Origin of the sequence: Aquimonas voraii, from assembly GCF_900101825.1 — a bacterium.
GTDB classification, from domain to species: domain Bacteria; phylum Pseudomonadota; class Gammaproteobacteria; order Xanthomonadales; family Xanthomonadaceae; genus Aquimonas; species Aquimonas voraii.
The window spans coordinates 258,401-284,222 of record NZ_FNAG01000003.1; the positions used below are offsets into that span (position 1 = coordinate 258,401).

23 protein-coding genes and 2 pseudogenes are annotated in these 25,822 nt (G+C 68.9%); 16 read left to right on the forward strand and 9 right to left on the reverse strand.

Features of this window, described 5'->3' with window-relative positions:
* Window positions 1-45: 45 nt before the first annotated feature.
* The 5 genes and pseudogenes from rhlB to BLP83_RS08655 form a co-directional block, all read left to right on the forward strand.
* Window positions 46-1,571 (forward strand): annotated as a pseudogene (gene rhlB, locus BLP83_RS08635) (ATP-dependent RNA helicase RhlB); the annotation flags it as partial.
* Window positions 1,522-2,313 carry a type II secretion system protein GspC gene (gspC, locus tag BLP83_RS08640; protein WP_425388984.1) on the forward strand — a complete coding sequence of 264 codons (792 nt, stop codon included), beginning with the start codon at window positions 1,522-1,524 and terminating at the stop codon, window positions 2,311-2,313. The pseudogene rhlB and the gene gspC, both read left to right, overlap by 50 nt.
* 88 nt (window positions 2,314-2,401) lie before the next feature.
* Window positions 2,402-4,483 (forward strand): type II secretion system secretin GspD, encoded by a 2,082-nt coding sequence (gene gspD, locus BLP83_RS08645; protein WP_091241381.1) that lies wholly within the window; start codon window positions 2,402-2,404, stop codon window positions 4,481-4,483.
* Between the two features lie 2 nt (window positions 4,484-4,485).
* The gene (gspE, locus tag BLP83_RS08650; RefSeq protein WP_218121229.1) at window positions 4,486-5,955 is read left to right on the forward strand and encodes a type II secretion system ATPase GspE; all 1,470 of its coding nucleotides are present in this window, start codon (window positions 4,486-4,488) and stop codon (window positions 5,953-5,955) included.
* A 196-nt stretch (window positions 5,956-6,151) separates the two neighbouring features.
* Window positions 6,152-6,592, forward strand: a complete 441-nt coding sequence (locus BLP83_RS08655; RefSeq protein ID WP_091241387.1) for a hypothetical protein — start codon at window positions 6,152-6,154, stop codon at window positions 6,590-6,592.
* Between the two features lie 68 nt (window positions 6,593-6,660).
* Here the strand turns inward: BLP83_RS08655 and BLP83_RS08660 are convergent, their stop codons facing one another.
* On the reverse strand, window positions 6,661-7,947 hold the full coding sequence (locus BLP83_RS08660) for an acetyl-CoA C-acetyltransferase (protein ID WP_091241495.1): 1,287 nt from the start codon (window positions 7,945-7,947) through the stop codon (window positions 6,661-6,663).
* A 108-nt stretch (window positions 7,948-8,055) separates the two neighbouring features.
* Between BLP83_RS08660 and BLP83_RS08665 the strand changes: the two genes are divergently transcribed.
* A complete protein-coding gene (locus BLP83_RS08665) occupies window positions 8,056-8,961 on the forward strand; it encodes a hypothetical protein (protein ID WP_091241388.1) in 906 nt (301 codons plus the stop codon).
* A gap of 150 nt (window positions 8,962-9,111) precedes the next feature.
* Here BLP83_RS08665 and BLP83_RS08670 read toward each other — a convergent pair whose 3' ends face one another.
* Both BLP83_RS08670 and BLP83_RS08675 read right to left on the reverse strand, forming a co-directional pair.
* Window positions 9,112-9,525 carry a fasciclin domain-containing protein gene (locus BLP83_RS08670; protein WP_342670442.1) on the reverse strand — a complete coding sequence of 138 codons (414 nt, stop codon included), beginning with the start codon at window positions 9,523-9,525 and terminating at the stop codon, window positions 9,112-9,114.
* A 292-nt stretch (window positions 9,526-9,817) separates the two neighbouring features.
* Window positions 9,818-10,279 carry a GNAT family N-acetyltransferase gene (locus BLP83_RS08675; RefSeq protein WP_091241393.1) on the reverse strand — a complete coding sequence of 154 codons (462 nt, stop codon included), beginning with the start codon at window positions 10,277-10,279 and terminating at the stop codon, window positions 9,818-9,820.
* Between the two features lie 124 nt (window positions 10,280-10,403).
* Between BLP83_RS08675 and BLP83_RS08680 the strand changes: the two genes are divergently transcribed.
* The 9 genes from BLP83_RS08680 (at window position 10,404) to BLP83_RS08720 (ending at window position 17,704) form a co-directional block, all read left to right on the forward strand.
* Window positions 10,404-11,156, forward strand: a complete 753-nt coding sequence (locus tag BLP83_RS08680; protein ID WP_091241395.1) for a class I SAM-dependent methyltransferase — start codon at window positions 10,404-10,406, stop codon at window positions 11,154-11,156.
* A gap of 15 nt (window positions 11,157-11,171) precedes the next feature.
* A complete protein-coding gene (gene gspF / locus BLP83_RS08685) occupies window positions 11,172-12,365 on the forward strand; it encodes a type II secretion system inner membrane protein GspF (protein ID WP_091241398.1) in 1,194 nt (397 codons plus the stop codon).
* 39 nt (window positions 12,366-12,404) lie between these two features.
* On the forward strand, window positions 12,405-13,088 hold the full coding sequence (gene ftsE, locus BLP83_RS08690) for a cell division ATP-binding protein FtsE (protein ID WP_176764084.1): 684 nt from the start codon (window positions 12,405-12,407) through the stop codon (window positions 13,086-13,088).
* An 89-nt stretch (window positions 13,089-13,177) separates the two neighbouring features.
* Window positions 13,178-14,080: a permease-like cell division protein FtsX gene (gene ftsX / locus BLP83_RS08695; protein WP_091241497.1), complete on the forward strand. Its 903-nt coding sequence runs from the start codon at window positions 13,178-13,180 to the stop codon at window positions 14,078-14,080.
* Window positions 14,081-14,116: 36 nt separating this feature from the next.
* Entirely contained in the window at window positions 14,117-14,965 is an 849-nt protein-coding gene (locus tag BLP83_RS08700; protein ID WP_091241404.1) for a response regulator, read from the forward strand.
* Window positions 14,962-15,681, forward strand: coding sequence for a uracil-DNA glycosylase (gene ung, locus BLP83_RS08705; RefSeq protein WP_091241407.1), 720 nt, complete (start codon window positions 14,962-14,964; stop codon window positions 15,679-15,681). The genes BLP83_RS08700 and ung overlap by 4 nt, the downstream gene beginning before the upstream one ends.
* Window positions 15,682-15,788: 107 nt before the next feature.
* Window positions 15,789-16,658, forward strand: coding sequence for an RNA polymerase sigma factor RpoH (rpoH, locus tag BLP83_RS08710; protein WP_091241410.1), 870 nt, complete (start codon window positions 15,789-15,791; stop codon window positions 16,656-16,658).
* Between the two features lie 69 nt (window positions 16,659-16,727).
* Window positions 16,728-17,084, forward strand: a complete 357-nt coding sequence (gene queD, locus BLP83_RS08715; protein WP_091241413.1) for a 6-carboxytetrahydropterin synthase QueD — start codon at window positions 16,728-16,730, stop codon at window positions 17,082-17,084.
* A 227-nt stretch (window positions 17,085-17,311) separates the two neighbouring features.
* Entirely contained in the window at window positions 17,312-17,704 is a 393-nt protein-coding gene (locus tag BLP83_RS08720; protein ID WP_091241417.1) for a phasin family protein, read from the forward strand.
* 173 nt (window positions 17,705-17,877) lie between these two features.
* Here the strand turns inward: BLP83_RS08720 and BLP83_RS08725 are convergent, their stop codons facing one another.
* Window positions 17,878-19,698, reverse strand: a complete 1,821-nt coding sequence (locus BLP83_RS08725) for a potassium/proton antiporter (RefSeq protein WP_091241420.1) — start codon at window positions 19,696-19,698, stop codon at window positions 17,878-17,880.
* Window positions 19,699-19,888: 190 nt separating this feature from the next.
* Between BLP83_RS08725 and BLP83_RS18650 the strand changes: the two genes are divergently transcribed.
* Window positions 19,889-20,311: a DUF2141 domain-containing protein gene (locus tag BLP83_RS18650; RefSeq protein WP_176764082.1), complete on the forward strand. Its 423-nt coding sequence runs from the start codon at window positions 19,889-19,891 to the stop codon at window positions 20,309-20,311.
* A gap of 30 nt (window positions 20,312-20,341) precedes the next feature.
* On the opposite strand, the gene BLP83_RS08735 is transcribed toward BLP83_RS18650, so the two are convergent.
* The 5 genes and pseudogenes from BLP83_RS08735 to BLP83_RS08755 all read right to left on the reverse strand — a co-directional run bounded on the left by BLP83_RS08735 (window position 20,342) and on the right by BLP83_RS08755 (window position 25,806).
* Window positions 20,342-21,847, reverse strand: coding sequence for a YifB family Mg chelatase-like AAA ATPase (locus tag BLP83_RS08735; RefSeq protein WP_091241428.1), 1,506 nt, complete (start codon window positions 21,845-21,847; stop codon window positions 20,342-20,344).
* A gap of 2 nt (window positions 21,848-21,849) precedes the next feature.
* Window positions 21,850-22,162 (reverse strand): annotated as a pseudogene (gene ubiK, locus BLP83_RS08740) (ubiquinone biosynthesis accessory factor UbiK).
* A gap of 159 nt (window positions 22,163-22,321) precedes the next feature.
* Window positions 22,322-23,230 carry an EamA family transporter RarD gene (gene rarD, locus BLP83_RS08745; protein ID WP_425388985.1) on the reverse strand — a complete coding sequence of 303 codons (909 nt, stop codon included), beginning with the start codon at window positions 23,228-23,230 and terminating at the stop codon, window positions 22,322-22,324.
* A gap of 183 nt (window positions 23,231-23,413) precedes the next feature.
* Complete coding sequence (locus BLP83_RS08750; protein WP_091241432.1) at window positions 23,414-24,592, reverse strand: ABC transporter permease; 1,179 nt, start codon at window positions 24,590-24,592, stop codon at window positions 23,414-23,416.
* On the reverse strand, window positions 24,589-25,806 hold the full coding sequence (locus tag BLP83_RS08755) for an ABC transporter permease (RefSeq protein WP_143006615.1): 1,218 nt from the start codon (window positions 25,804-25,806) through the stop codon (window positions 24,589-24,591). Before BLP83_RS08755 ends, BLP83_RS08750 begins: the two co-directional genes overlap by 4 nt.
* Window positions 25,807-25,822: the final 16 nt, after the last annotated feature.

Sequence of the window (25,822 nt, forward strand, 5' to 3'; positions counted from 1 at the left end):
GGGCCACGCAAGCATCCGCGCATCGCGCGGACTGCCGGAAACCCCATGAGCGACAAACCCCTTACCGATATCGCGTTTTCCAGTCTCGACCTGCACCCGGTGCTGCTGCAGGGCCTGACCCAGGCCGGCTTCACCCGCTGCACGCCGATCCAGGCCCTGACCCTGCCGCTGGCGCTGACCGGGCGCGATGTCGCAGGTCAAGCCCAGACCGGCACCGGCAAGACCATCGCCTTCCTCGTCGCGGTGGTGAACCGCCTGCTGACCCGGCCGGCGATCGCCAACCGCGGCGAGACCGACCCGCGCGCCCTGATCCTGGCGCCGACCCGCGAACTGGCCATCCAGATCCAGAAGGACGCCCAGAAGATCGCCGCCGATACCGGCCTGCGTTTTGCGCTCATCTATGGCGGCGTCGATTACGACAAGCAGCGCGAAATGCTGCGCGCCGGCTGCGACGTCATCATCGCGACACCCGGTCGCCTCATCGACTACCTCAAGCAGCGGGTGTTCTCGCTGTCGGCCTGCGAGGCGGTGGTGCTGGACGAGGCCGACCGCATGTTCGATCTGGGCTTCATCAAAGACATCCGCTTCCTGCTGCGGCGCATGCCGCCAGCAGGCGAGCGCCAGAGCCTGCTGTTCTCGGCCACGCTCAGCCATCGCGTGCTGGAGCTGGCCTACGAGCACATGAACGAGCCGGAGAAGCTCACCGTCGAGACCGAGACGGTGACCGCCGCGCGGGTGCGCCAGGTGGTCTATTTCCCGGCCGCCGAGGAGAAGATCCCGCTGCTGCTGAACCTGCTGGCGCGCAACGACTCCCGCCGCAGCATGGTGTTCGTCAACATGAAGGTCGCCGCCGAGAAGGTCTGGCGCCGGCTCGAGCGCCAGGGCCACAAGGTCGCGGTGCTGTCGGGCGACGTCCCGCAGAAAAAGCGCCAGAGCCTCTTGGCCAAGTTCCAGCGCGGCGACCTGCACATCCTGGTGGCCACCGACGTCGCCGCCCGCGGCCTGCATATCGACGGCGTCAGCCACGTCTACAACTACGACCTGCCCAACGACTGCGAGGACTACGTCCACCGCATCGGCCGCACCGCGCGGCTGGGCGCCGAGGGCGATGCGATCAGCTTCGCCTGCGACATGTACGCGATGAGCCTGCCGGAGATCGAGTCCTACATCGAGCAGAAGATCCCGGTGGCGCAGATCACTCCGGACCTGCTGGCGCCGGTGCCGGTGATCCCACGCGATGCCGCGGCCGCCGAGGAGGAGGACGAGGATGACGGCTCGGTGCCGACCAACCCGGCGCCGTCCGACAAGAGCGAGGCCGCGCGCAAGCGTCGTCGGCGTCCGCGCCGCTCCGGCAGCGGCGGTAGTGGCGCAGGCGGCAGCAGCGCGGGCGCACCGCCGGCGCCGTCGACCCCGGCAGGCTGAAGCACCATGCAGGCCGCGCTGGCGCGACTTTCCACGGTGTTCTGGGCGCGCCTGCTCGCACTGGCGGCAGCCGCGCTCGCCCTGTGGGCGCTGGCGCGGTTGGCCCTGCTGCTGGTCGCAGGACCCGCGATTCCGCTGCAGCCGTCCGGCTTTCAGCCGCTGGCGGCCGGGGCGGCGCCGGCTGAGGCCAACATCGCCCGCTGGAAGCTGTTCGGTGAGGCGGGCGTGGCGATGGATCTGGCAGCGCTGGCGGCGAATGCGCCCGAGACCGCGCTCAAGCTCACCTTGCGCGGCACCCTGAACCTCGAGGACCAGGACCAGGGTATCGCCATCATCAGCGACGAGTCCGGCCGTCACGCGCGCTACCAGGTGGGCGATGAACTGCCCGGCGGCGCCCGCCTCAGCGCGATCAGCGCCGGCCGTGTGCTGCTGGAGCGCAACGGCCAGACCGAGGGCCTGAGCCTGCCGCGCGAGGACGGCTCCCGCCCCGCGCCTGGCGCGCGGCCGAGCCCCAGCGCCGCGCGCGGCGTCGACCGCAGCATGCCCTCGCCCTTCATCAATCCGATGATCGCGCCCGGCGGTCCTGACATGGAAGGCATCCGCAACGCCACCGGCATTGATGCTGCTGAGCTTGCCAGCCAGGTGCAGGTGTTCCCGGTGCTGGAGAACGGTCGCTTCGCCGGCGTGCGCCTCTCGGCCGGACGCGACAGCGCGCTGTTCGAGCGCTCGGGGCTCAAGCCCACCGACATCGTCACCGCGGTCAACGGCATCCCGCTGGATGGCCCGCAGCGCCAGAGCGAGCTGATGAACTCGCTGCGCGACGCCAGCAGCCTGCAGCTGACCATCCGCCGCGACGGCCGCGAGCAGCAACTCGGCGTGGACCTCAAGTAGCGGCGGTGCCGCGGCGCGCTCGCGCTATGATCGGCCGCCCGCCGCGCTGACGCGCGGCGATTCCCCATCGCACTGCCCCGGATCGCCCATGCGCCATCGCCTGTTGACCGCCGCCATCCTGTTCGCGCTGGCCCTGCCGGCCTCGTCCCAGACGCCCGCGCAGCCGACCGCGCCGACGGTGATGATTCCCCAAGTCGAGCAGACGGCGGCAGCGGAGGCGACGCAGCCCGGCTATGCCAACGGCAGCGGCCGCCACACGCTCAATCTGAAGGCGGCCGACATCAACGTGCTGATCGAGACGGTCAGCGAGATCACCGGCAAGAGCTTCATCGTCGACCAGTCCGTCACTGGCGCGGTGACGGTGGTCTCGCGCCAGCCGATGACGGCAGACGAGATCTACGAAGTGTTTCTCTCCGTGCTGCGCGTGCATGGCTACACCGCCGTGCCGGCCGGCAGCATGGTGAAGATCGTGCCGGACGTCAGCGCCGCCCAGCAGGCGCCGATGACGGGGCTCGGCGGCGGCGACGCCCAGCTGACCCGCATCATCGATCTGAAGCATGTCTCGGCGCAGGAAATGATCGCCCTGCTGCGCCCGCTGATGCCGCAGCAGGCGCACATCGCCGCGCACGGCGGCAGCAACAGCCTGCTGGTGGCGGACCGCGCCTCCAACCTAGAGCGCATCGCCGCGATCATCCGTCGCATCGACGTCGCCGCCGATGCCGAGGTCGAGGTGATCCCGCTGCGCCATGCGCGAGCCTCCGAGATCGCCCGCACCCTGCTGGCGCTTGAGAGCGGCACCGCGCAGGCCGCCGGCGGACAGGCCAGCACCTCCAAGGTGCTGGCGGACGAGCGCACCAACTCCCTGCTGCTCTCGGGCGACCGCGCCCAGCGCCTGCGCGCGCGCAGCCTGATCGTGCATCTGGACACGCCGCTGGACGGCGGTGAGGCCACCCAGGTGGTCTACCTGCGCAACGCCAAGGCGGAAGACCTGGTGCCGGTGCTGGACGGTGTCGCCGCGACCCTGACTGGCTATGCCGCGCCGGCGGAGGGCCAGGCCGGCGGTGCCAAGGTCGCGACCATCCAGGCCCATGCCGAGACCAATGCGCTGGTGATCAGCGCCGCGCCCGCGGTGTTCCGCGAATTGGAGACGGTCATCCGCCAGCTCGATGTGCGCCGCGCACAGGTGCAGGTCGAGGCGATCATCGCCGAGGTCAGCGACGAGCTGGCCTCCGAGCTCGGCGTGCAGTGGCAGAGCGCGGATGTGGGCGAGGATGCGCGGGGTGTGATCGGCGGCACCAACTTCGGAGGCGCAGGCGGTCTTGGTGGCATCGTCGGCGGTCTGGCCGATCCGCGCAGCGTGATCGGTGGCAACGGCCTGAACATCGGCTACCTGCGTGGCTCGATCAAGCTGCCGCTGGGCGAGAACGGCGAAAACGTCACCGTCTTCCAGCTGGGTGCCCTGGTCAAGGCGCTGCGCGGCGATGGCCGCGCCAACGTGTTGTCGAGCCCGAGCATCGTCACCCTCGACCACCAGGAAGCCGAGATCAAGGTTGTACAGGAAGTGCCCTTCCTCACCGGCCAGTACACCAACACCTCGACCAATGGCGGCGCCAACCAGCCGACCAACCCGTTCCAGACCATCGACCGTCGCGATGTCGGCGTGATTCTCACCGTCACCCCGCACGTCAACGAAGGCGATGCGGTGCGGCTGGAGTTGAAGCAGGAAGTCTCGGCGCTGGCGCCGCAGGCCTCGGGCGCGGTCGATCTGATCACCAACAAGCGCGAGCTCTCGACTACCGTCCTGGTGCCCGACGGCGGCCTGCTGGTGCTGGGAGGCTTGACCTCGGAGGAAGCCACCGAGAACGTCCAGGGCGTGCCGGGCCTCTCGCGCATCCCGCTGCTCGGCAACCTGTTCAAGTCGCGAGGCGCCAAGCGCAACAAGCGCACGCTGATGGTGTTCCTGCGCCCGACCATCCTGCGCGATGCGGTCACCGAGGCCGCGGTGAGCTCGGAGAAGTACAACTACATCCGCGCCGAGCAGCTGCAGATCCGCGAGCGTGCGGGCAGCCGCATTGGCGGCCAGGAGCAGCCCCTGCTGCCCGAGCTGCCGCGCGACCTGTTCCAGGCACCACCGCCCGTGCAGAACGAGTCGGAGCGTCCGCAGCCGTGAGCCTGCCCGCGCGTCCGGGCTTTGGTTTCGCCCGCCGCCACGGCGCCACCGTGCGCGCCCTGGACGACACCCAGGCCGAAATCATCCATCGCCCCGGCGTCGCACCGGAGGTGATCGCCGAGCTGCGCCGCCATGTGGCGCGGCCGATCGTGCTGAGCCCGCAGTCCGCCGAAGATTACGAGCGCCTGCTGCGCCAGCTCTACGAGGGCGGCGCCGACGATGCGCGGGCCATGGCTGCCGACTTCGACGAGCGCGCCGACTTGAACCAGCTGGTCGATGCCCTGCCCGAACCCCAGGACCTGCTGGAGAGCGAGGACGAGGCGCCGATCATCCGCCTGATCAACGCCTTGCTGACCGAGGCGGTGAAGGAGAACGCGTCCGACATCCACCTCGAGCCTTTCGAGCACAGCCTGTTGGTGCGCTTCCGTGTCGATGGCGTGCTGCGCGAGGTGCTGCGCCCGCAGAAGGCCGTGGCCCAGCCGGTGGTCAGCCGCATCAAGGTGATGGCCAAGCTCGACATCGCCGAGAAGCGTCTGCCGCAGGATGGCCGCATCAGCCTGCGCATTGCTGGCCGCCCGGTCGATGTGCGTGTTTCGACCATTCCGGCGGGCTTCGGCGAGCGGGTCGTGCTGCGCCTGCTGGACAAACAGGCGGGTCGACTGGACCTTGCGGAACTGGGCATGGATCCGGTCACCCTCGGCCATGTCGACCGGCTGATCCACCGTCCGCACGGCATCCTTCTGGTCACCGGGCCAACGGGTTCGGGCAAGACCACCACGCTGTATGCCGCGCTGTCCCGGCTCAACGACAGCACCCGCAACATTCTGACCGTCGAAGACCCGATCGAGTACTACCTCGACGGCATCGGCCAGACCCAGGTCAATCCCAAGGTCGACATGACCTTCGCCCGCGGCCTGCGCGCCATCCTGCGTCAGGATCCCGACGTGGTCATGGTCGGTGAGATCCGCGATCTCGAAACCGCCGAGATCGCCGTGCAGGCTTCGCTGACCGGTCATCTGGTGCTGTCGACCCTGCACACCAACTCCGCCGTGGGCGCGGTGACCCGCCTGCGCGACATGGGTGTGGAGCCCTTTCTGCTGTCGTCCTCCCTGCTCGGCGTGCTGGCCCAACGACTGGTCCGCAGGCTCGATCCGGCGCAGAGCGAGTGGTACACGCCAAGTCCCAGTGAATGCGCTGCGTTCGGCCGCCAGCCCGCGGAGGGGCTGCGCTTTGCGCGCCCGCGCAGCGACCTGCCCGGCCGCGCTTCGGGCTATCGCGGCCGCAGCGGGGTCTACGAGGTCGTGCTGGTCGATGAGGCCATGCGCGCGCTGATCCACGGCGGCGCGTCCGAGTCCGAGATGGTCCGCGCCGCGCGCCAGCACACGCCGTCGATCCTCGATGATGGCTGGGCCAAGGTCACCGCCGGCCTGACCACCGCCGACGAAGTGTTGCGCGTCACGCGCGACGACTGAGGCCGCCGAGTGCGGATTCTGCTGGCACGCGTCATGCAGTCTTCACGCTTGCGCGCGACCCGCGGTTTGCATGCCCTGAGCCGTGACGACGCGTTTTCGCGTTGATTCAATCCAGTCACCCGTGGGTCGCGACGGCCACGGGGAGCTTCGATCCGCAGACCGCTCAGCCATCCAGGTTGCTCAAGAGGAGACCGCAATGCCCGCAGCCCGTTTCGTTCCCGCCCTGTTCGCCGCGCTCCTCCTCACCATGGCCGGGCTTGCCCAGGCCAATGAGTACGAGGCCGTGGTACGCGCCCAGCTCGAAGCCATCAAGTCGATCGGCCAGGGCGAGGGCTATCGCCACGCCTTCGATGACCACTACGACCTGCTCGGTAACCAGGCCAGCGATGAGTACACGTTCGAACTGAAGTCGGGACGCGAGTACTTCATCGCGGCGGTCTGCGACCAGGACTGCTCCGACCTCGACCTCAAGCTCTACGACGAGAACGACAACGTCATCGCCGAGGACGCGCTGGTCGACGACGCCCCGATCGTGCGCGTCAGCCCGCGCTGGAGCGGCAAGTTCCGCTTGAACGTCACCATGTACGACTGCGGCAACGCGCCCTGCTTCTACGGCATCAGCGTGATGGGCCGCTGACCCGCTGCCTCGCCTGCAACGACAAAGCCCGCCGATTGGCGGGCTTTGTCATACCGGCGGCGAGAGCATCAGCGTTCGAGGATGGCGGTGACGCCCATGCCGCCGGCGGTGCAGACCGACACCAGCCCGCGTCCGCTGCCGCGCTCCTCCAGCAGCTTGGCGAGCGTTGCGATGATGCGGCCGCCGGTGGCGGCGAAGGGGTGGCCGAAGGCCAGCGAGCTGCCGACCACGTTGAGCTTGGCCGGGTCGATGCCGCCCAGCGGCGCGTCGAGACCCAGCTTGTCGCGGCAGAAGCTCTCGCTCTCCCAGGCCCGCAGGGTGCACAGCACCTGCGCGGCGAAGGCCTCGTGGATCTCGTAGAAGTCGAAGTCCTGCAGGCTCAGACCATGGCGCTTCAGCATCTGCGGCACCGCCCAGGCCGGGGCCATCAGCAGGCCTTCGCCGTGCACGAAGTCGACCGCCGCGACCTGCGCATCCACCAGCCAGGCCTGTACCTTCAGGCCGCGCGACTCGGCCCACTCCTGCGTGCCGAGCAGAACCGCGGAGGCGCCGTCGGTGAGCGGCGTCGAATTGCCGGCTGTCAGCGTGCCGCGGCCGGAAAGCTTGTCGAAGGCGGGCTTCAGCGTCGCCAGCTTCTCGACCGTGGTATCGGGTCGCAGGATGTTGTCGCGGGTGACGCCGCGGAAGGGCACGACCAGGTCGTCGAAGAAGCCGCGCTCGTAGGCGGCCGCCGCTTTGTGGTGCGAGGCCGCGGCCAGCGCATCCTGCTCGGCGCGCGGGATCTTCCACTCCTGCGCCATCAGCTCGCAGTGCTGGCCCATGCTCTTGCCAGTGCGCGGCTCGCCGACGCCGGGGAACTCGGGCTTCAGCTCGCGCGGCGAAAAGCCGCGGAAGGCGCGCAGGCGATCGCCGGCCGAGCGCGCCATGTTGGCGTCGAGCAGGCGCCGGCGCAGCGTGCGGCTGACGTTGATCGGCACATCCGAGGTGGTGTCGGACCCGCCGCCGATGCCCGACTCGATCTGGCCGAGCGCGATCTTGTTGGCGATGTGGATGATGGTGTCGAGGCTGGTGCCGCAGGCACGCTGCAGGGTGATGCCCGGCGTCGCCGGCGACAGGCCGGAGGACAGCGTGGCCTCGCGGCCAAGGTTCCAGTCGCTGCTGTGCTTCAGCACCGCGCCCAGCGCGACTTCGCCGAGCTGCGCGCCGTGCAGGCCGAAGCGTTCGACCAGGGCGCCCAGGGTGCGGATCGACATGCCGAGGTTGCCGACGTCGGCGTAGGCGGTGTTGTTGCGGCAGAAGGGGATGCGGACGCCGCCGAGGATGCCGACGGGGCGGACGGTGCGGGTGGGGCTCATGCGCTTCATGCCGTGCAAGCCAAAGGTCGGCCGATAATAGCCCAGCGATTCCGAGCGAAAGCTTTAGCGCAGGCCGTGTGCGCCTGCCTTTGACGAAGGACAGCCCAAGTGGACGAAAACCTGAACTGCTTCGGCGCGCTGGCGCTGGAGATCAGCCCGCAGTCGGCGAACCAGGACGCGCCGGTCGAATTCGCGCAAGGCCGCGAGACCCTGGAGCGCGAGGCCGCCGAGCCCCTGTTGGAGCCCATCCTGATCGACCTGCAGCGCCTGCTGCCCGCCGCTGCCAGTCTCGATCTGGGCCTGGCGATGGCGAGCTTCGATCCGGCTGAACTGCTGCGCCCCGGCTGGCCTGTGTTCACCGCGCTGGCCGATCTGCTGGTGGGCGCGCCCGGTGAGCGCTCGCAGGCGCGCGTGGTCAGCCTGTGGGCCAGCGGCGGGCGCATGCCGGCACCCGGCCTGCAGCCGGACCCTGGTCTGCGCGGCGGCCCCCTGCGCCTCCTGCCCTTCGTCCTGCACGGCGGCGCCTCGCGCATTGCCGAAGTCGGCCAGCAGATGGAGGCCGAGCTGATCGAGAAGGGCATGGCCGCCGCAGCCACCGCGCTGGCCGCGCAGAGCGCTTTCGGTCTGCCGCTGGAGCACGCCCGCTACCTCAGCCTGCACGATCTCTGCGCAATGACCGCCCTGCAGTATGAGCACGCGGGTCTCGCGCCGGTGTGGAAGCTGGTCGAGTGCGCGCTGTTCGCACCCCAGGGTGAGGAGTGGGTGGCGGAAGCCGATGAGCCGCCGGCGCTGTTTACCGCCGGCGAGGTGCGCATCGGCATCGAGCCCGAAGGCCTGCTGCGCGCGCAGGCCGAAACGCAGCGCTTGCCGGTGAGTCGCCTGGCCCAGCTGCGCCGACTGCGCGCACGGCAGTGGCAGGCGGTGCTTTGTGCGCACGCCATCAGCGTGGAGCTGATCGAACTCACCAGTGACGAAGCCGAGGGCGAACTGCGCGCGGGGCTCCGCAAGCACTGAAGGGCGGGGATTGGGGATTCGGGATTCGAAAGAGCAGGCAGCGAAGGCTTCGCGGAGTTCCCAATCCCCGATCCCCAATCCCGAATCCCAAAACAGCGAGCCCCGGGGCGGACGCCCCGGGGCTTTCAGGAATCGCGTTACGAAGCGCCCTTACGGCAGGATCACCGTATCGATCACGTGGATCACGCCGTTGCTGCCGACGATGTCGGTGGCGGTCACGGTGGCGTTGTTGATCTTGACGCCATTGCGGGTGTCGATCGCGAGCTTCTTGCCGTTGACCGTGTCGGCTTCGGTCAGGCCGCCGACGTCAGCCGCCAGCACCTTGGCCGGGACCACGTGGTAGGTGAGGATGGCGACCAGCTGGTCCTTGTTCTCGGGCTTCAGCAGGTTCTCGACGGTGCCGGCCGGCAGCTTGGCGAAGGCGGCATTGGTCGGGGCGAACACCGTGAACGGCCCGGCGCCGCTCAGGGTTTCGGCCAGGCCGGCCGCCTGCACGGCGGCGACCAGGGTGGAGAAGTCGGGGTTGCCGGCAGCGATCTCGACCACGGTCTGCTCCTTCTTCATCCCGTGGTGGTCGGCGAAGGCGATGGGGGCGATCAGCAGGGCGGCGGCGATGAACATGAGGCGCTTCAACATGGCGTTCTCCGGCAGGTGATGAGGGTCAGCGGTGTGCTGCACGCTGCGTCGGGCCACATGCCCTCCGCTTCAGCGTGACACGCAGTCTGCGCAGGCCACTGTTCAACGCCTGTCTATTTCCGGTGAGATCGGTCTTGAGTGATGCGAAGCGCGGCTTCACCCGCGCACAGGCTGCATGAAGAGCCGTTCACCGCGCCCTCGCCCGGCGTCCACAGTGGCTTCAGGGCCGCGTCGACGCCTCGAACATCCGGTAGTGCGTCTCCTGCATGCCGAGCGCGGCGTAGGTGGCCTGAGCGCGGACGTTGTCGCGCTCGACGTAGAGTCGCAGGCCACAGACATCGGCACGCGCGCGCGCCTCGCGCTCGACGCTCTCGAACAGCGCGCGGAACACGCCGGCGCGACGCGCCTCGGGGCGCACATAGACGCTCTGGATCCACCACCAGTCGCCGCAGCGCCAGTCGCTCCACTCGCGGGTCAGCATCAGTGCGCCGACAACCGTGCCCTCGCGTTCGGCCACCCGGTACTGGCCTTTCGCGGCGTCGGCCAGCAGCTGGGCTACGCCCTCGCGCAGACGCGTGCGATCGAGCACGAGCTGTTCGGTTTCGAGGGCCATGGCCGCGTTGAAATCGACCAGGGAGTCGAGGTCCTCGGCGCGGGCAGGGCGGATGCTGATCGAGACCATCTGAACTTCTCCGGGCGAAAGGGCGAACGCCATTCTGCGCGAGGAGCCGCCCCCGGGCGCAGGCGCCGAGCCGCGTTCGCCGCGGCGGCCTTGGCGCCGGTCGCGGGCTGCTAGACTCCGCGCCATGTTCAAGGACCACTTCTCCGCCCAGGCCGGCCTGTATGCCGCGGCGCGCCCGAGCTATCCCGAGGCGCTGTTCGATTGGCTGGCCAGCCTGCCCGGTGAGCGCGAGCTCGCCTGGGACGTGGGCTGTGGCAGCGGTCAGGCAGCGCTGCCGCTGGCCCGTCGCTTCGAGCGGGTGGTGGCCACCGACCCCAGCGCCGCCCAGATCGCGCTGGCCGACACACTGGGCAATATCGACTACCGCGTCGAGCCGGCCGAGCTGCCCTCCCTGCCGCTGGGCAGCGTGGACCTGATTACCGTCGCCCAGGCACTGCACTGGTTCGACCTCGACGCGTTCTACGACGCGGTCTATGGCGTGCTCCGAAAGGACGGCGTGATCGCCGTCTGGTGCTATGGCCTGTCGCTGGTGACGCCGGCGGTCGACCAGGTCTTCATGCGCCTGTACCGCGGCGTGCTGGGTCCCTATTGGCCGCCGGAGCGCAAGCACGTCGAGAACGGCTATGCCGAGCTGGCCTTTCCGTTCGAGCCGGTCGAGGCGCCGCGCTTCAACATCGAGCTCGACCTGCGTCTTGCCGACTACCTCGACTACCTTCGCAGCTGGTCCGCCAGTCAGGCCTGGCTCCGCCAACACGGCGAAGACCCGGTGCAGCAGATCACCGATGAGATGGCCGCCGCCTGGGGGGACCCCGACGCGCCCCGCCGCGTGCGCTGGCCGATTCATCTGAAGGTCGGGCGGCGTCTGCCGCCCGACTGACCCCGAGCGCTTCGCATGCCCGCCTTCGAGTACAGCGCGCTCGATGCCGGTGGCCGCCGCACGCGCGGCGTGCTGCAGGCCGATACCGCCCGTGCGGCCCGCAGCCAGCTGCGCGAGCGTGGCCTCAACCCGCTCAGCGTCGACGAGGCCGCGCCTTCCGCCGGCGCGGGCGCCCGCAACCTCGGCAGCGCCCAGCGCGCCCTGCTGATGCGCCAACTCGCGACGCTGGTCGCCTCGGGCCTGCCGATCGACGAGTCGCTGGCCGCCCTGGCCGAAGGCAGCGAGGGCCGGCTGCGCAGCCAGGTGATGGCGCTGCGCGCGCGCGTGCTGGAAGGCAGCACCCTCGCCGCGGCCATGGCCGAGTATCCGGGCTCGTTTCCTGCGCTCTATCGCGCCTCGGTCGCAGCGGGCGAGGCCGCTGGCAAGCTCGACGGCATCCTGCTGCGTCTGGCCGACTACGCCGAAAGCCGCGACGCGCTGGGTCGGCGGGTGCTGCTGGCCCTGACCTATCCCCTGCTGCTGTCGACCGTGGCGATCGCGGTCGTGGCCGGCCTGATGGTGTGGGTGGTGCCGCAGGTGATCGGCGTGTTCAGCCAGTTCGGCCAGGCCCTGCCGCTGCCGACCCGGATCCTGGTCGCGCTGTCGGGCTTCGTGCAGGCCTCTGGGTTGTGGCTGCTGCTGGCCTTGCCTCTGGTGGCCGCCGCGCTGTGGCTGGCACTGCGCCAGCGTGGCGCGCGCGCGGCCCTCGACAGCTTCAGCCTGCGCATTCCGGTCTGGGGCCGTCTGGTGCGCGCGCTGGACACCGCGCGCTTCGCCCGCACGCTGGCCTTGCTGACCGCCGCGGCGGTTCCACTGCTGGAGGCGCTGTCCATCGCCAGTCAGGTCGTCCAGAACCGCAGCCTGCGCGAGGCGCTGGCGCGTGCGTCACTGCGTGTGCGCGAAGGCCAGGCCCTGTCGCGCGCGCTGGCTGACAGCGGCCAGTTCCCGCCGGTGGCCCTGCGCCTGATCGCCAGCGGTGAACGCAGCGGCCGCCTCCACGCGATGCTCGACGAGGCCGCTCTGCAGCAGGAGCGCGAGCTCGACACTGCACTCGGCGTGGCCATGGCGGCGCTGGGGCCCGGCGTGATCCTGCTGGTCGGCGGCCTGGTGCTGTTTGTGGTGCTGGCGATCCTCCTGCCGATCTTCCAGATCAACACCCTGGTGCGCTGAGGTCCGATGCGAGCCCGCGCCCCGACCCCCGACTCCGCTCTGCCGCTGCTGCGTTTCGATGCGGTGTCCAAGCGCTATGCGGGTGGCAACGAGGCCCTGCGCGAGCTCAGCTTTGATCTCGAGCGCGGCGAGATGGTCTTCGTCACCGGCCATTCCGGCGCCGGCAAGAGCACCCTGCTGCGGCTGATCCATCTGGCCGAGCGCGCCAGCCGCGGCAGTGTGCTGCTGGAGGGCCGCAACCTCGCCCAGGTCAGCGCGCGCGAGCAGCCCTTCGTGCGCCGGCGGGTTGGCATGGTGTTCCAGGACCACCGCCTGCTGCTCGACCGCAGCCTCTTCGACAACGTCGCCCTGCCGCTGCTGATCGCTGGCCTGCCGCGCGCAGAAATCGCCGCGCGCGTGCGCGCTGCGCTTGATCGGGTGGGTCTACTGGCGCGGGAGCGCAGTTCGCCGCAGGGGCTGTCGGCCGGCGAGCAGCAGCGCGTCGGCATCGCCCGCGCCATCGTCGCCCAGCCGCCGCTGCTGGTCGCCGACGAGCCGACGGGCAACCTCGACCCGCAGCTGGCGGAGGACATCATGCGGCTGTTCGCCGAGCTGCCGGCCCAAGGTACGGCGGTACTGGTGGCCAGCCACGACCTGCATCTGGTGCGGCGCATGGGCAAGCGTGTGCTGGTGCTGGACCATGGCCGCTTGGTGGATGACTTCCGTCCGGGGTCGCAGTCGTGAGCCGCAACCGTCGCCGTCGCCCGCCGGCCGCGCCGCGCGTCGCCGCCGCTCCCCGCGGCTTTGCAGCGGCGCTCGCGCACTGGCGCGATCTGCACCTGTACAGCCTGGTGTCCAGCCTGGGCCGGATCGCCACCCGGCCGTTCGCCACCGCCCTGACCGTGGGCGTCATGGCCATCGCCATGGTCCTGCCCCTGGCCCTCGCGCTGATGCTCGACAACCTCAAGGGGCTCAGCGGAGCGGTCGAGCAGGCCCGCGAGATCGGTGTCTTCCTTGAGCTTGATCTCGATGAGGCTGCCCAGCAGCAGCTGCAACAGGCCGCGCGCGACCTGCCCGGCGTCGCCGAGGTCAGCCTGCGCACCACCGAGCAGGGGCTGGCCGAGTTCCAGCGCTATGCCGGTTTTGGCGAGGCGCTGGCGCTGCTGGACGACAATCCCATTCCCGCCGTGCTGGACGTCGCGCCGGTCCTGGACGCAGACCTGCCCACCCTGGTGGGGGCGCTGGAATCGCTGCCGGGGGTCGAGCTGGTCCAGCACGACGCCGTCTGGCGGCAGCGCCTTGAGGCTTGGCTGCAGCTCGGCGAACGTGCCGTCGTCGCCCTCGGGCTGCTGCTCTTGGCCGGTGCACTGCTGGTCGTCGGCAACACGGTGCGTCTGGATGTGCAGGGCCGGGCCGAAGAGATCGCCGTCATCCAGCTTCTGGGCGGCACCGCCGGCTTCATCCGCCGACCCTTTCTGTACCTCGGGGCCTGGTACGGACTGCTGTCCGGGCTCCTGGCTCTGGCCCTGCTTGCCCTGCTGCAGTTCGGCCTGGCAGGCCCAGTGGACGCCTTGATCCGCAGTTACGACAGCGGATTCCGGCTGCGCGGGTTCGGCATCCCCGCCACCCTTGCGGTACCCTGCGCCGCTGCCGCACTGGGCTGGTTGGGGGCCTTCCTCGCTGTCGGCCACCATTTGCGCCAGGGACAGTCGGGGAGGACAGTCGATGTGGAATGAGTGGCGTCAACCTTTGTCGTGGGTCGAGGTGCGCGCATGAGCGGCGCCAGCATCACCCGTCACATCACCTCGGAAACCCCGCGGGTCATGGTGGTGGATGGCTCCAAAGTCGTGCGTCGCCTGCTGGAGCAGGTGCTCAAGGCCGAGTTGCCCGGAGTCACGGTGTTGTCCTGCGAGACCGGCGCCGAGGCCCAGGCCGCCCTGCAGTCCGGCGTGGTCGATCTGGTCACGACCGCCTTGCGCCTGCCCGACATGGATGGCCTGCAGCTCGCCCGCTACGTGCGCGAGCACGCGCCCCAGGCCTTCATCCCGATCATCGTGGTCTCGGGCGATGTCAACGAGCGCCTGATCGAGCGCAGCTTCAGCGATGACGTCACCGATTACTTCGACAAGTCCCTGGGATTCGCGGCCCTGGGAGCCTTCATCCGCGGCTATGTACAGCCGCAGGACGAGGCCGGCGGCGAGGTGCTTTACGTCGAGGACAGCAAGGTCGTCGCGGTCGCCACTCGGCGCATGCTGGAAAAGCACGGCCTCAAGGTCACCCACGTGGTCAGCGTCGAAGACGCTCTGGCGCTGCTGGAGCAGTACGTCGCCGAGGGCCGAGTGCCCGGTCCGGATATCGTGCTCACCGACGTCTATCTCAAGGGCGGTATGACTGGCCATGACCTGCTGGAGCAGGTTCGCGGGCGCTTTGGCTACGGCAAGGCGCAGCTGCCCATCCTGGTGATGACCGGCGACGACAATCCGGCCAACCAGTCCGCCCTGCTGCGCGCCGGCGCCAATGATCTGGTCGAGAAGCCGATCGAGGAGCGTCTGCTGGTCACCAAGCTGCTGTTCCAGCTGCGGGTGGGCCGGATCATGCGTTCCAAGGTGCAGGGCACTTGAGCGAGGCGCTGGAGCGGGTGCGGCTGCACCCGTCCTGGAAGTCCCGTCTGGCCGAGGTGCTGCTCTCGCCGGGCATGGATGCGCTGCGCCAGTTTCTGCTGGCCGAGCGCGGGCGCGGCGCCCGCATCTATCCGCCGTCGGGGCAGATCTTCGCCGCGCTGGATGCGACGCCCTTCGAAGCGGTGAAAGTGGTGATCCTGGGCCAGGACCCCTACCATGGGCCGGGGCAGGCGCATGGCTTGTGCTTTTCGGTTCTGCCGGGCCTCCCGGTGCCGCCTTCGCTGGCCAACATCTTTGCCGAGATTCGCCGCGATCTCGGCATCGAGCCGCCCGATCACGGCTGCCTGCTGCCCTGGGCGCAGCGGGGCGTGCTGCTTCTGAATGCGGTGCTCACGGTCGAGGCCGGGCGTGCCGGCTCGCACCAGGGCAAGGGCTGGGAGGCCTTCACCGATGCCGTCGTCGATCGGCTGAACCGCGAGCGCGAGGGTCTGGTCTTCCTGCTCTGGGGCAGCTATGCGCAAGCCAAGGGCAAGTTCATCGACCGGACCCGACACGCCGTGCTTCGCGCGCCGCATCCTTCGCCACTGTCGGCCTACCGGGGTTTCATCGGCTGCGGCCACTTCTCGGCGGCCAACCGCTACCTGGAGGGCCGCGGCCTGGGGGCGGTGGATTGGCGCCTGCCCCGCCTCGACGCCCTGCAGATGGCGGGCACTTGAATTGCATCCGTGCGTCCATATCTGTCTGCGGGTGACGGGCGGGGCCGAATCGGGAACTTCACCCGCGGTTTAGCACTCTCACGGATAGACTGCTAAAGTCCCTGCCTATGGAGAAGGACATGACCCACGCTCTTGTTGCGCACAATCTTCCGGTACCTGCCGCCATCGGCACGCTGGATGCCTACATCGGCACGGTCAACCGCATCCCCGTGCTGAGCGTCGAGGAAGAACAGGCGCTGGCCCGCCGCTACCAGGCCGAGCAGGACTTGGAGTCCGCCCGCAAGCTGGTGCTGTCCCACCTGCGCTTCGTCGTCCATGTCGCCCGCGGCTACAACGGCTACGGCCTGCAGTTGGCCGACCTCATCCAGGAAGGCAACATCGGCCTGATGAAGGCGGTCAAGCGCTTCGATCCGGAGCAGGGCGTGCGCCTGGTGAGCTTCGCGGTGCATTGGATCCGTGCCGAGATGCACGAGTTCATCCTGCGCAACTGGCGCATCGTCAAGGTCGCCACCACCAAGGCGCAGCGCAAGCTGTTCTTCAACCTGCGCAAGAGCAAGCGCCGTCTGGGCTGGATGAATCACGAAGAGGTCAAGGCTATTGCCCGCGACCTCAACGTGCCGGAGTCCGAAGTGCTGGAGATGGAAGCCCGTCTGCAGGGTCAGGACGTGGGCTTCGATGCCCCCACCGACGCCGATGACGACGCCCGCCCCGCGCCGGTCGCCTACCTTGAGCAACACGGCGCCGACCCTTCGCTGCGCTATGCCGCCGAGGACGAGGACGAGAATCGCCTCGAGATCCTCCGCGAGGGCCTCGCCAGCCTGGACGCCCGATCGCGCGATATCGTCAAACGCCGCTGGCTGGGCGACGGCAAGATCACCCTGCAGGAGCTGGCCGACGAGTACGGCGTGTCAGCCGAGCGCATCCGTCAGATCGAAGCGGCGGCGATGAAGAAGATGAAGGCGCTGTTCGCAGCGTAAGCTGCGCGTCCCAAGCACTGCCTGCGGGCCCTGCATGAGCAGGGCCCGCGTCGTTTCCGGAGTCCGCCGATGGAAATCTTCAAGGTCTTCACCCTCGAGGCGGCCCACCGCCTGCCCAAAGTGCCGCCGGGCCACAAGTGCGCGCGCCTGCACGGGCACAGCTTCCGCGTGGAAATCCATGTCGAGGGCGAGCCCGATCCCGAAACCGGTTGGCTGATGGATTTCGCCGACATCAAGACCGCCTTCAAGCCGATCTACGACCGGCTGGACCATCACTACCTCAACGATGTGCCTGGGCTCGAGAACCCCACCAGCGAACGGCTGGCGATCTGGATCTGGGAACAGCTCAAACCCTCCCTGCCGGAGCTTTCGACGGTGGTGGTGCATGAGACCTGCACCTCGGGGTGCCGCTATCGGGGGCCCTGAGGGGGGCGAGATCCTGCTGTCGCGGGCGAGTTGTCGGCGCTGGCGCCAGCGCGGCCGAGGGTTGATCCGTACTCTGCCGTTTGGAAGATCGATCAAGGTGTCTCTTGTCAAGCCAAAAGATAAACTGCAGATAAACAGAAAGCTCTTGATGGGGTCTTCTGTGTTGCGTTGCAGCATTGGCGCGGTTAGCCTCTGTCCACCCCCAACGCTCAGCTCAGGAGAGCGCCATGTTCGACCAGATCAACGCCCAGTTCAGCCAGTACACCAAGCAGCTGACCGAGTCGGCGCTGCGCGCCAACGCGATCGCCGTGGAGCACTTCGAAGCCATGGCTGCCCTCCAGGTGAAGGCCATCGAAGCCCGCCTGAATGCTGCAACCGCGTTCGCCAGCGAAGCCGCCGAGGCCCGCGACCTTGAAGCCGCCAAGGCCCTGCTGCCGAAGACCATGAGCTTCGTCAAGGATGCCTCCGAGCATCTGATCGCTGTCAGCCAGGAAGTGGTTGGGCAGACGCTCAAGACGTCTGAAGCCCTGGCTGGCCTCGCCAAGTCCAACTTTGATGCCGCCAGCGAAGTCGTCGCCCGTCCCGCCGCGGTCAAGGCTGCGCCGAAGAAGGCGGCCTGATCCAGGCTCAGTCATCCGCCGTGCCGATCGGTGCCGGCGGGCGGAGCCAGCGTCCATGTCTGCGACGCGCCTTGCGGGCCGCAGCCAACGCCGAGGGCAACCTCCCTCCCTGTCTTCGGCGTATTTCGAAACCGGCGGTCCTCTCGTGACCGCCGGTTCTTTTTTGCCCATCCTCAGGGCGCTCCACCCTCGGCGGGAGGGCTAGCTCCGGAGTCGCGCCGGCGCAGGCGTTCGATCCAGCGACCCGCGCGCCCGCGCGCGAGCCGGGAGGGGCGCGGCGACGTGCGGAATTTGAGTCCGACCCGACTGACGCGGTCCTCAACCAGGTCGCGCGCGACCAGAATCGCGTTGCCCACTTCCAAGATGTCGCCGATCTGCGGCTGGTCGTCAAAACGATCGGCAAAGAGCTCCGCTGCAGACTTTCCCTGCATGCGTGGACTGAGCTTCAGCCCGTAAAAATCCGCCAGTGGGCCCAAGGGAACATTGCCGGGCAGGGTGAATTCACCGAACAGTTCGCGCTCCGCCTCCCGGGCCTCTGCGGCCTCGGCGAACAGCCAATCCAGGCGGATTACCCGTCCCGGTGGTGCCAGATAGTAGGCATAGTCCTCGACCCGCAGGGCGCCGGCTTCCTCAGGCGACAGCACCTGACCCTTGCGTACCACCAGCACGGGCCGCGCCCAGGCGGGCAGGCGCCCGCGTCCACTCAGCAGAGCGCAGTCGGGTGCAACGCGGTAGCCAACCATCTCGTGCTCCAACTGGCCGGGCAGGTCCAGTTCAACGCGACGTGACGGTGGATCCCGCCGCGGCACTGCCACGCCCAGACGGAAGGCAGCCCAGGACAGGCTCCAGCCCTGCACCAGCAGCGAGGTCAGCACCACGACGAATCCGATGTTGAAGTACATCTGCGCATCGGGCAGGCCGACCAGCATCGGCACGGAGGCGAGGAAGATGCCAACCGCGCCACGCAGTCCGACCCAGGAGACGAAGGCGAGCTCGCGCTTGCCGAAGCCGAAGGGCCACAGGCAGAGCATCACCGCCAACGGGCGCGCGACCAGCATGAGGAAAGCTGCGATCGCCAGCGCCGGCAAGGCCAGTTCGAGCAGACGCGAGGGCGTGACCAGCAGCCCCAGCACCAGGAACATGAGCATTTGCGCCAGCCAGGTCGCGGCGTCCTGCACGCTCAGCACGTTGGCAAAGGCGCGGACCGGCCGATTGCCCACCACCAAGCCGGCGAAATAGACAGCCAGGAACCCGCTGCCGCCCAACATGTTGGTCAGCGGCACTAGCGCGATGGCGCCGCTTACCGCCAGTAGTGGATGCAGGCCCGAGGGCAGATCCAACCGGTTCAGGGCCAGGGCAAGGACGCGTCCGCCCGCATAGCCGGCGAGCGCACCGACACCGATCTGCTGCAGCAGGCTGAGCGCGAGACCGCCCGGCGTCAGTGCATCGGGTGACATGGCCAGACCCAGCAGCAGCAGGGTGAGGAAGATCGCCATCGGATCATTGCTGCCCGACTCGACTTCGAGCGTCGCGCCAACGCGTCGCTGCAGATGCAGACCGTTCGACCGCAGCAGGAAGAACACCGCCGCGGCATCCGTGCTGGCCACGATCGAGCCGATCAGCAGTGAAGGAATCCAGCCGAGATCAAGGATGTGGTGCACGGCCACGCCGGTCAGGCCCGCGGTTACAACGACGCCCATCGTCGCCAGCACACCTGCCGGCGCGAGTGCGCCGCGTACCTGACTGAGCCGCGTGCGCAATCCGCCATCGAACAGGATGACGGCCAGCGCGACCGAACCCAGCGCATAGGTGATCTGGTAATTGCTGAATGCAATACCGCCTGGACCATCCTCGCCCGCCAGCATGCCGATGACCAGGAAGACCAGCAGCAGTGGGGCGCCGAAGCGCGTCGCCACGAGGCTCGAAAGAATGCCCGCGAGCATCAGGAGACCGCCGATCAACATCCAGATGTCGTTCGTCTGCAGGCTGTCCATGCGCCCCCCGTGTCCGACCCCAAGACTTGGCGACGATCCGGCCCCAAGTCAAGGAAATGGGCCCGTCGCAATTGCACATGGCATACCCACGCATTACTTTCTCAACTGTGTCGCGGAATCCACGCACGCTCCGGCACAGGCGCGGCGGCCCGCGAGCCCTCAGGGGGAGGTGATTCAATTGGGAGTTCGGATGAATCGGCTAGGCAGCAGCATCCTGGGTGCGGCGTTGGCGATGGGCGTGCTGCCCGCCACCGCGGCACAGCTCGTGGTGGAGGTGACCGGCCTCGAGGACGATCAAGGGCAGTTCGTGGTGGAGGTGTTCGGCAGCCGAGTCGGCTATCCCCGCCAGCCCAGTTACACGCTGTCGGTGCCAGTGGAGGCGGGCTCGGCGCGCGCCGAGTTCACCGAACTGGCACCCAGTGACTATGCGGTCCACGGCTGGCATGACCGCAACGAGAACGGCAAGGCTGATCGCGGCTTCGGCTCCGAGCCCTTCGCCTACTCCAACTTGCCGGTTGGCGAGCGCGGCGACTGGGAGGAGACGCGGATCACGCTTGGCGTCGACCCGCTCAACCTGCGTTTCGACTTCGCTCCGCAGCGCGATGAGGACTGACAGTCGACGTTCGCGCTGCCGGGCCTTGACTCAACTGCGCCTGTCCATGCGCCGGTAGCCGATCGCCTCGGCCAGGTGGGCCGCGTCGATGGATTCCGCGCCCGCGAGATCCGCCACGGTGCGCGCCACACGCAGGATGCGCTGGCTGGCGCGGGCCGAGAGCTGCAGACGTTCGACTGCTGACTCCAGCAGGCTCTGCTCGCGCGCGGACAGGCGACAGTGCGCCAGAAGTTCGGTCTGGCCCATCTGCGAGTTGAGCAGGCCGCAGCGCGAGACTTGCCGCGAGCGTGCTGCTGCCACGCGTTCGCGGACGGCGGCGCTGCTCTCGCCGGGCGCGGCATCCGGCCGCAGTTCCGCGGCCTGCACGCGCGGCACCTCGATCTGCAGGTCAATACGATCCAGCAGCGGCCCCGAGATCCGGCCACGGTAACGGCCGATCTGTTCTGCGCTGCAGTGGCAGCGGCCGGAAGGGTCGCCGGCCCAGCCGCAAGGGCAGGGATTCATCGCCGCGACCAGCTGGAAGCGGGCGGGGAACTCGGCCTGGCGCGCTGCCCTCGAGATCGTGATGTGGCCCGATTCAAGCGGCTCGCGCAGCACTTCCAGCACGCGTCGATCCCACTCCGGCAGCTCGTCGAGGAAGAGCACGCCGCGGTGGGCCAGGCTGATCTCGCCGGGCCGCGGATGTGAGCCCCCGCCGACCAGGGCTACGGCGCTGGCCGTATGGTGCGGCTGGCGGTAGGGCGGGACGCGCCAGCGCGCGGGGTCGACGCGACCGGCGGCGACCGAGGCGATGGCTGCGACTTCCAGTGCACCGTCCTCGTCCAGCGGCGGCAGGATCCCAGGCAGTCGCTGCGCCAGCATGGACTTGCCGCTACCCGGCGGGCCGCACATCAGCAGGTTGTGGCCGCCGGCGGCGGCGATCTCCAGCGCGCGCCGCGCCAGTACTTGCCCGCGCACGTCGGCGAGATCCGGTATCGAAGAAGACTGCGCCTGCGTCGGATCGCAGCTCGCCACCGGCAGGCTGGCCTGCCCACGCAGATAGGCGCAGACCTCCAGCAGGCTGGCCGCGGTGTGCGCACTGCCGCTGCCGACGAGCCCCGCCTCGTGGGAGTTGGCTCGCGGCAGGACCATCGAGCGCCCCTCGCGGCCGGCAGCCAGCACGGCCGGTAGCGCCCCGTCGACGCCGCGCAGGTCGCCCGTCAGTGCGAGCTCGCCCAGGAATTCGTGCGCGCGCAGGGCGGCGACCGGCAGCTGGCCCGAGGCCGCGAGGATGCCGAGCGCTATCGGCAGGTCGAAGCGCCCGCCGTCCTTGGGCAGGTCGGCGGGCGCGAGATTGATGGTGATGCGCCGCTGCGGCAGCTCGAACTGGCCGCAGATCAGTGCCGCGCGCACGCGGTCGCGGCTTTCCTTCACGGCCGTCTCGGGCAGGCCGACGATCGACATGCCCGGCAGCCCGCCGGAGAGGTGCACCTCGACCTGTACCGGCGGCGCGCTCACGCCGTACTGGGCCCGGCTGTGGACGACCGCGAGCGCCATTCCTACGCGACTCCCGCCCTGCCGTCCGCGCGGGCTTCAGTTGCGGGTGGCGGCGTCGTCGGAGGCGCGCGCATCGAGGCGCGCCTCCAGATCGCCGAGCATCCGCTCCAGCAGGGCCAGCTTCTCGCGGGTGCGCAGCAGCACGGCACGCTGCACATCGAACTCCTCGCGGGTGACCAGATCGAGCTTGCTGAAACCGCTGTGCAGGGCCGCGCGGAAGTTCTTCTCAAGGTCTGCACGTGTGTCCTCCAAGCCCGGAGGCAGGAGTTCGCTCAGGCGGTGGGCGAGGTCATCGAGAGCCTTCAAGCGGATCATGAGGCGGTCCTTTGGGGGGCACGGGCGGGAAAGTGTAGGCAGGGGCGATGCGGGCATGCAGTCGTCGTTCCGCCTGGCCAGGGGTAGGAGTTCTCCTACCGCCGCCTGTCCCGCGTAGACCGCAATTGTCGCATCGCCGCGACCGCCAGCGGGCGCAGCTCAGGCCAAGGCCAGCGCGCGTCGCCGCTGCATCTGCCAGCCTTCGGCTGCGTACACCGCCAGCGCGGCCCAGATCAGGCCGAAGCCGACCGCCTGCACCAGTCCGAAACTCTCTCCGAACACGAACAGGCCCAGCAGGAACTGGATGCTCGGCCCGATGTATTGCAGCAGGCCCAGCACCGACAGCGGGATCCGGCGAGCGCCGTAGGCAAAGGCCACCAGCGGCAGGGCAGTCAGCAGGCCGCCGGTGATCAGCAGCGCGTCGGTGGCCCAGTTGCCGTGAAAGATGGCCCCGCCGCCGCCCTGTTCGGCCATCCACAGCCAGGCGGCCGCCGGCAGGAACAGCAGCACGCTTTCAACGCCGAGCCCCGGCACCGACTCGACGGCGACCTGCTTGCGGATCAGCCCGTACAGCGCGAACGAACCGGCCAGACCCAGCGCGATCCACGGCGGGCGATCCTGCTGCAGGCTGAGCCAGAGCACGCCGGCGGCGGCAAGGCCGACGGCGATCCACTGCGTGCGGCGCAGGCGCTCGCCAAGCACGGCCACGCCCAGCACCACGTTGACCAGTGGGTTGATGAAGTAGCCGAGGCTGGTTTCGACCACGTGGCCGCTGTTGACGCCCCAGATGTACAGGCCCCAGTTGAAGCTGATGAGCAGGCTGGAGGCGAACAGCATCCACGCCGCATGGCGCTGCCGCAGCGCGCGGAACAGCCATCCCGGGCCGTCCTTCCAGCACAGCCAGGCCACCACGAAGACCGCACACCAGACGATTCGGTGGGCGACGATCTCGAAAGACGGCACGTGTTTCAGCAGCGCCCAGTAGAGCGGAAACACGCCCCAGGTCAGGAAAGCGAAAACGGCCGCCGCAAGGCCCTTGCGGTCGAGGGGTTCGGGATGGATGTTCACGGGCATCGACCTGCAAGCGGCGTGCAGCAGTCCGCCGTCGCTGGCGCGACGGGCGGGCATGGCGGAAAGGCGCGGGAGTATGCGCTCGTGGCGCCTGTGGCGCCGGGATTCGGGATCCGGGATTGGGGATTCGTTAAAGCAGGTGGCGGTGAGGCGAAGCCCGCGGGTTGTGTCCCGGTCTGATCACCCGCGAAGTGCGGCCGTCACCGGAAGTCGCGCCGCGCGCAGGGCGGGGGCGAGGCCGCCGACGAAGCCGATGCCGAGTGCGATGAACAGACCGGTCATCACCAGCCGTGGCGTCACCGCGAACTCGAAGGCGACCTGGGTGAAGCCGCCGCCCAAGGTGCTGACCGCGTAGCCGTTGAAGGCGAAGTAGGCAAGTGCTGCGCCCAGCGCACCGCCCAGCAGTGACAGCAGCAGGGCCTCGGCCATCACCGAAGCCACCACTGGAGCAGCGCCAAAGCCCAGCGCACGCAGGGTGCCGATTTCCTTGGTCCGCGCCGATACCGCCGAGTACATGGTGTTGAGCGCGCCGAACACCGCGCCCACGCCCATGATCGCGGCGACGACGCCGGCCAGCACGCCGATGGTCGCGGTGAGGTTGCCGCTCTGGCCGGCGAAGAAGGCGTCCTGGCTGCGCACGTCGACATCGAGCTGGGGATCGGCCTTGAGCCGCGCCTCCATGGTCTCCAGCAGGTCGGGGTCCTTGATGCGCGCCAGGATCGAGGACACGCCGGCCCGGCCGAAAGCGCCCTGCGCGGTCTCGCGGTCGGTCCACAGCTCACTGTCATAGGCGCCGCCGGATTCGAAGTGGCCGACGATCGTCCAGCGCCCGCCGCGGAAGCGCAGCTCACGCCCCACCTCCAGCCCGCTGAACTGTCGTGAGGCGCCGATGCCGACGATGATCTCCTGCACCCCGGGGCGGAACATGCGTCCCTGCAGCAGCCGGAACTTGGGTCGCAGCGTGAGACCCACCGGCTCGATGCCGCGCAGGCTGACATTGGCGCCGGTGTCCTGGCCCGGACGCGGCACCTCGGTGATCACGATGAGTTCGCCCGAGGCGAGCGGGAGGCCGTCGGCCCCCCGCGCGATCGCTGGATCCTGCTTCACCAGGGTCATGCTGGCCACCGCAAGAAAGCTGGAGATCTCGCCCTGGCTGCCGCCCCGGCTCACCACCACCTGGTCGGGCTCGCCGGTGCTGCCCAGGGTCTGACCCAGGCCGGCCGACATCGACAGCAGAGCCACCAACACGCCGACCACGCCGGCAATGCCGACCACGATCACCAGCGAAGGCGCGAGCCGCTCGGGGATCGAGCGCAGGTTCATCAGGGTGATCTCGCGGATCTGGGTGATGCGGCTCATGCGCTGGCCTCCTCGCTGCGGCCGCCGAGCAGTCGGCGCAGTACACGCTCGAAGGCAGAGGGCTCACCTCGACCGGCCAGCGCATCGACGATCTTGAGCCGGCGCGCGGCCAGCGCAGGCGGCAGGCCCACCGCGAGCGTCAGCAACGCGACGCTGATGCCGGCGATCACCCACACCCGCAGATCGGTACGCACCGGGAATTCGGGAGGCAGCACGCCGGTGGCCACGCTCGCCACCGCCATGCCGAGGAGGGCGCCGATCACGCACAAGACGAAAGCTTCGGCGAGCACAAGGCCCATGACCTGACGATCGGTGAAACCCAGGCACTTCAGCACCGCCAGCTCGGGGATGCGTTCGCGCACCGCCTGGCTCATGGCCACGCCGGTGAGGAAAAGAATCGAGAAGAACACCGCCCCGGTGATCAGATTGACGATCAGACCGATGTCGCCGAGCTGGCGGATGAAGCCCAGCTGGAACTCGGATTCCTTCTGCGTCTTGGTTTCGTCCGAGGAGTTCTCGAACTTCGCGTCGATGACGGCGGCGATGCGCTCGGACGCCTCCGGATCGGCGATGCGTACCACGAAGATACCGGCCAGCCCCTTGCCGCCCGAGCGCGCCTCGTCGAACTGCGCATAGTTCAGGTACATCAGGTTCGCGCGCTGCGACCAGTCTTCGTTGACGCCGTCGAAAATGCCGACCACCCGCCACTCCCAGGTGCGGCTGCCACCGGCCTGGGTCCAGATGAAGCTGTTCAGCGGCACGATGTCGCCGACCTTCCAGCCGTACTGCTCCGCCAGATTGCGGCCAACGATGGCACCGTCATTGGTGCTGATGAAGCGCAGCCAGCTCTCGTTGTCCATCACCCATTCGGGGTAGGTGTCGCGCAGGCGCTGTGGATTGACCGCGAACTGCGGAAAGAAACCGCGACCGTCCTGGTACTGGCCGCCAAAGAACTGCGAGTGGTTGACCGCCGCCACCCCCGGCACGGCCTCGATCTGCGGCAGCATGCGCATCGGCAGGGGCTGGGTGAAGCTGGTGCTGGCCTGGGTGATCAGGCGACTCGCACCGAGGAAATCCGCCGCGCCCGAGAACAGCGAGTTCACCGCCTGCAGCAGACCCAGCAGGCTGAAGGCCGCGATCAGCGAGGCCAGCGTCAGGAAGGTGCGCAGCTTCTTGCGGAACAGGCCGGCGTAGATCAATCCAAGGTACTTCACGGCGGCGGATTCCAGT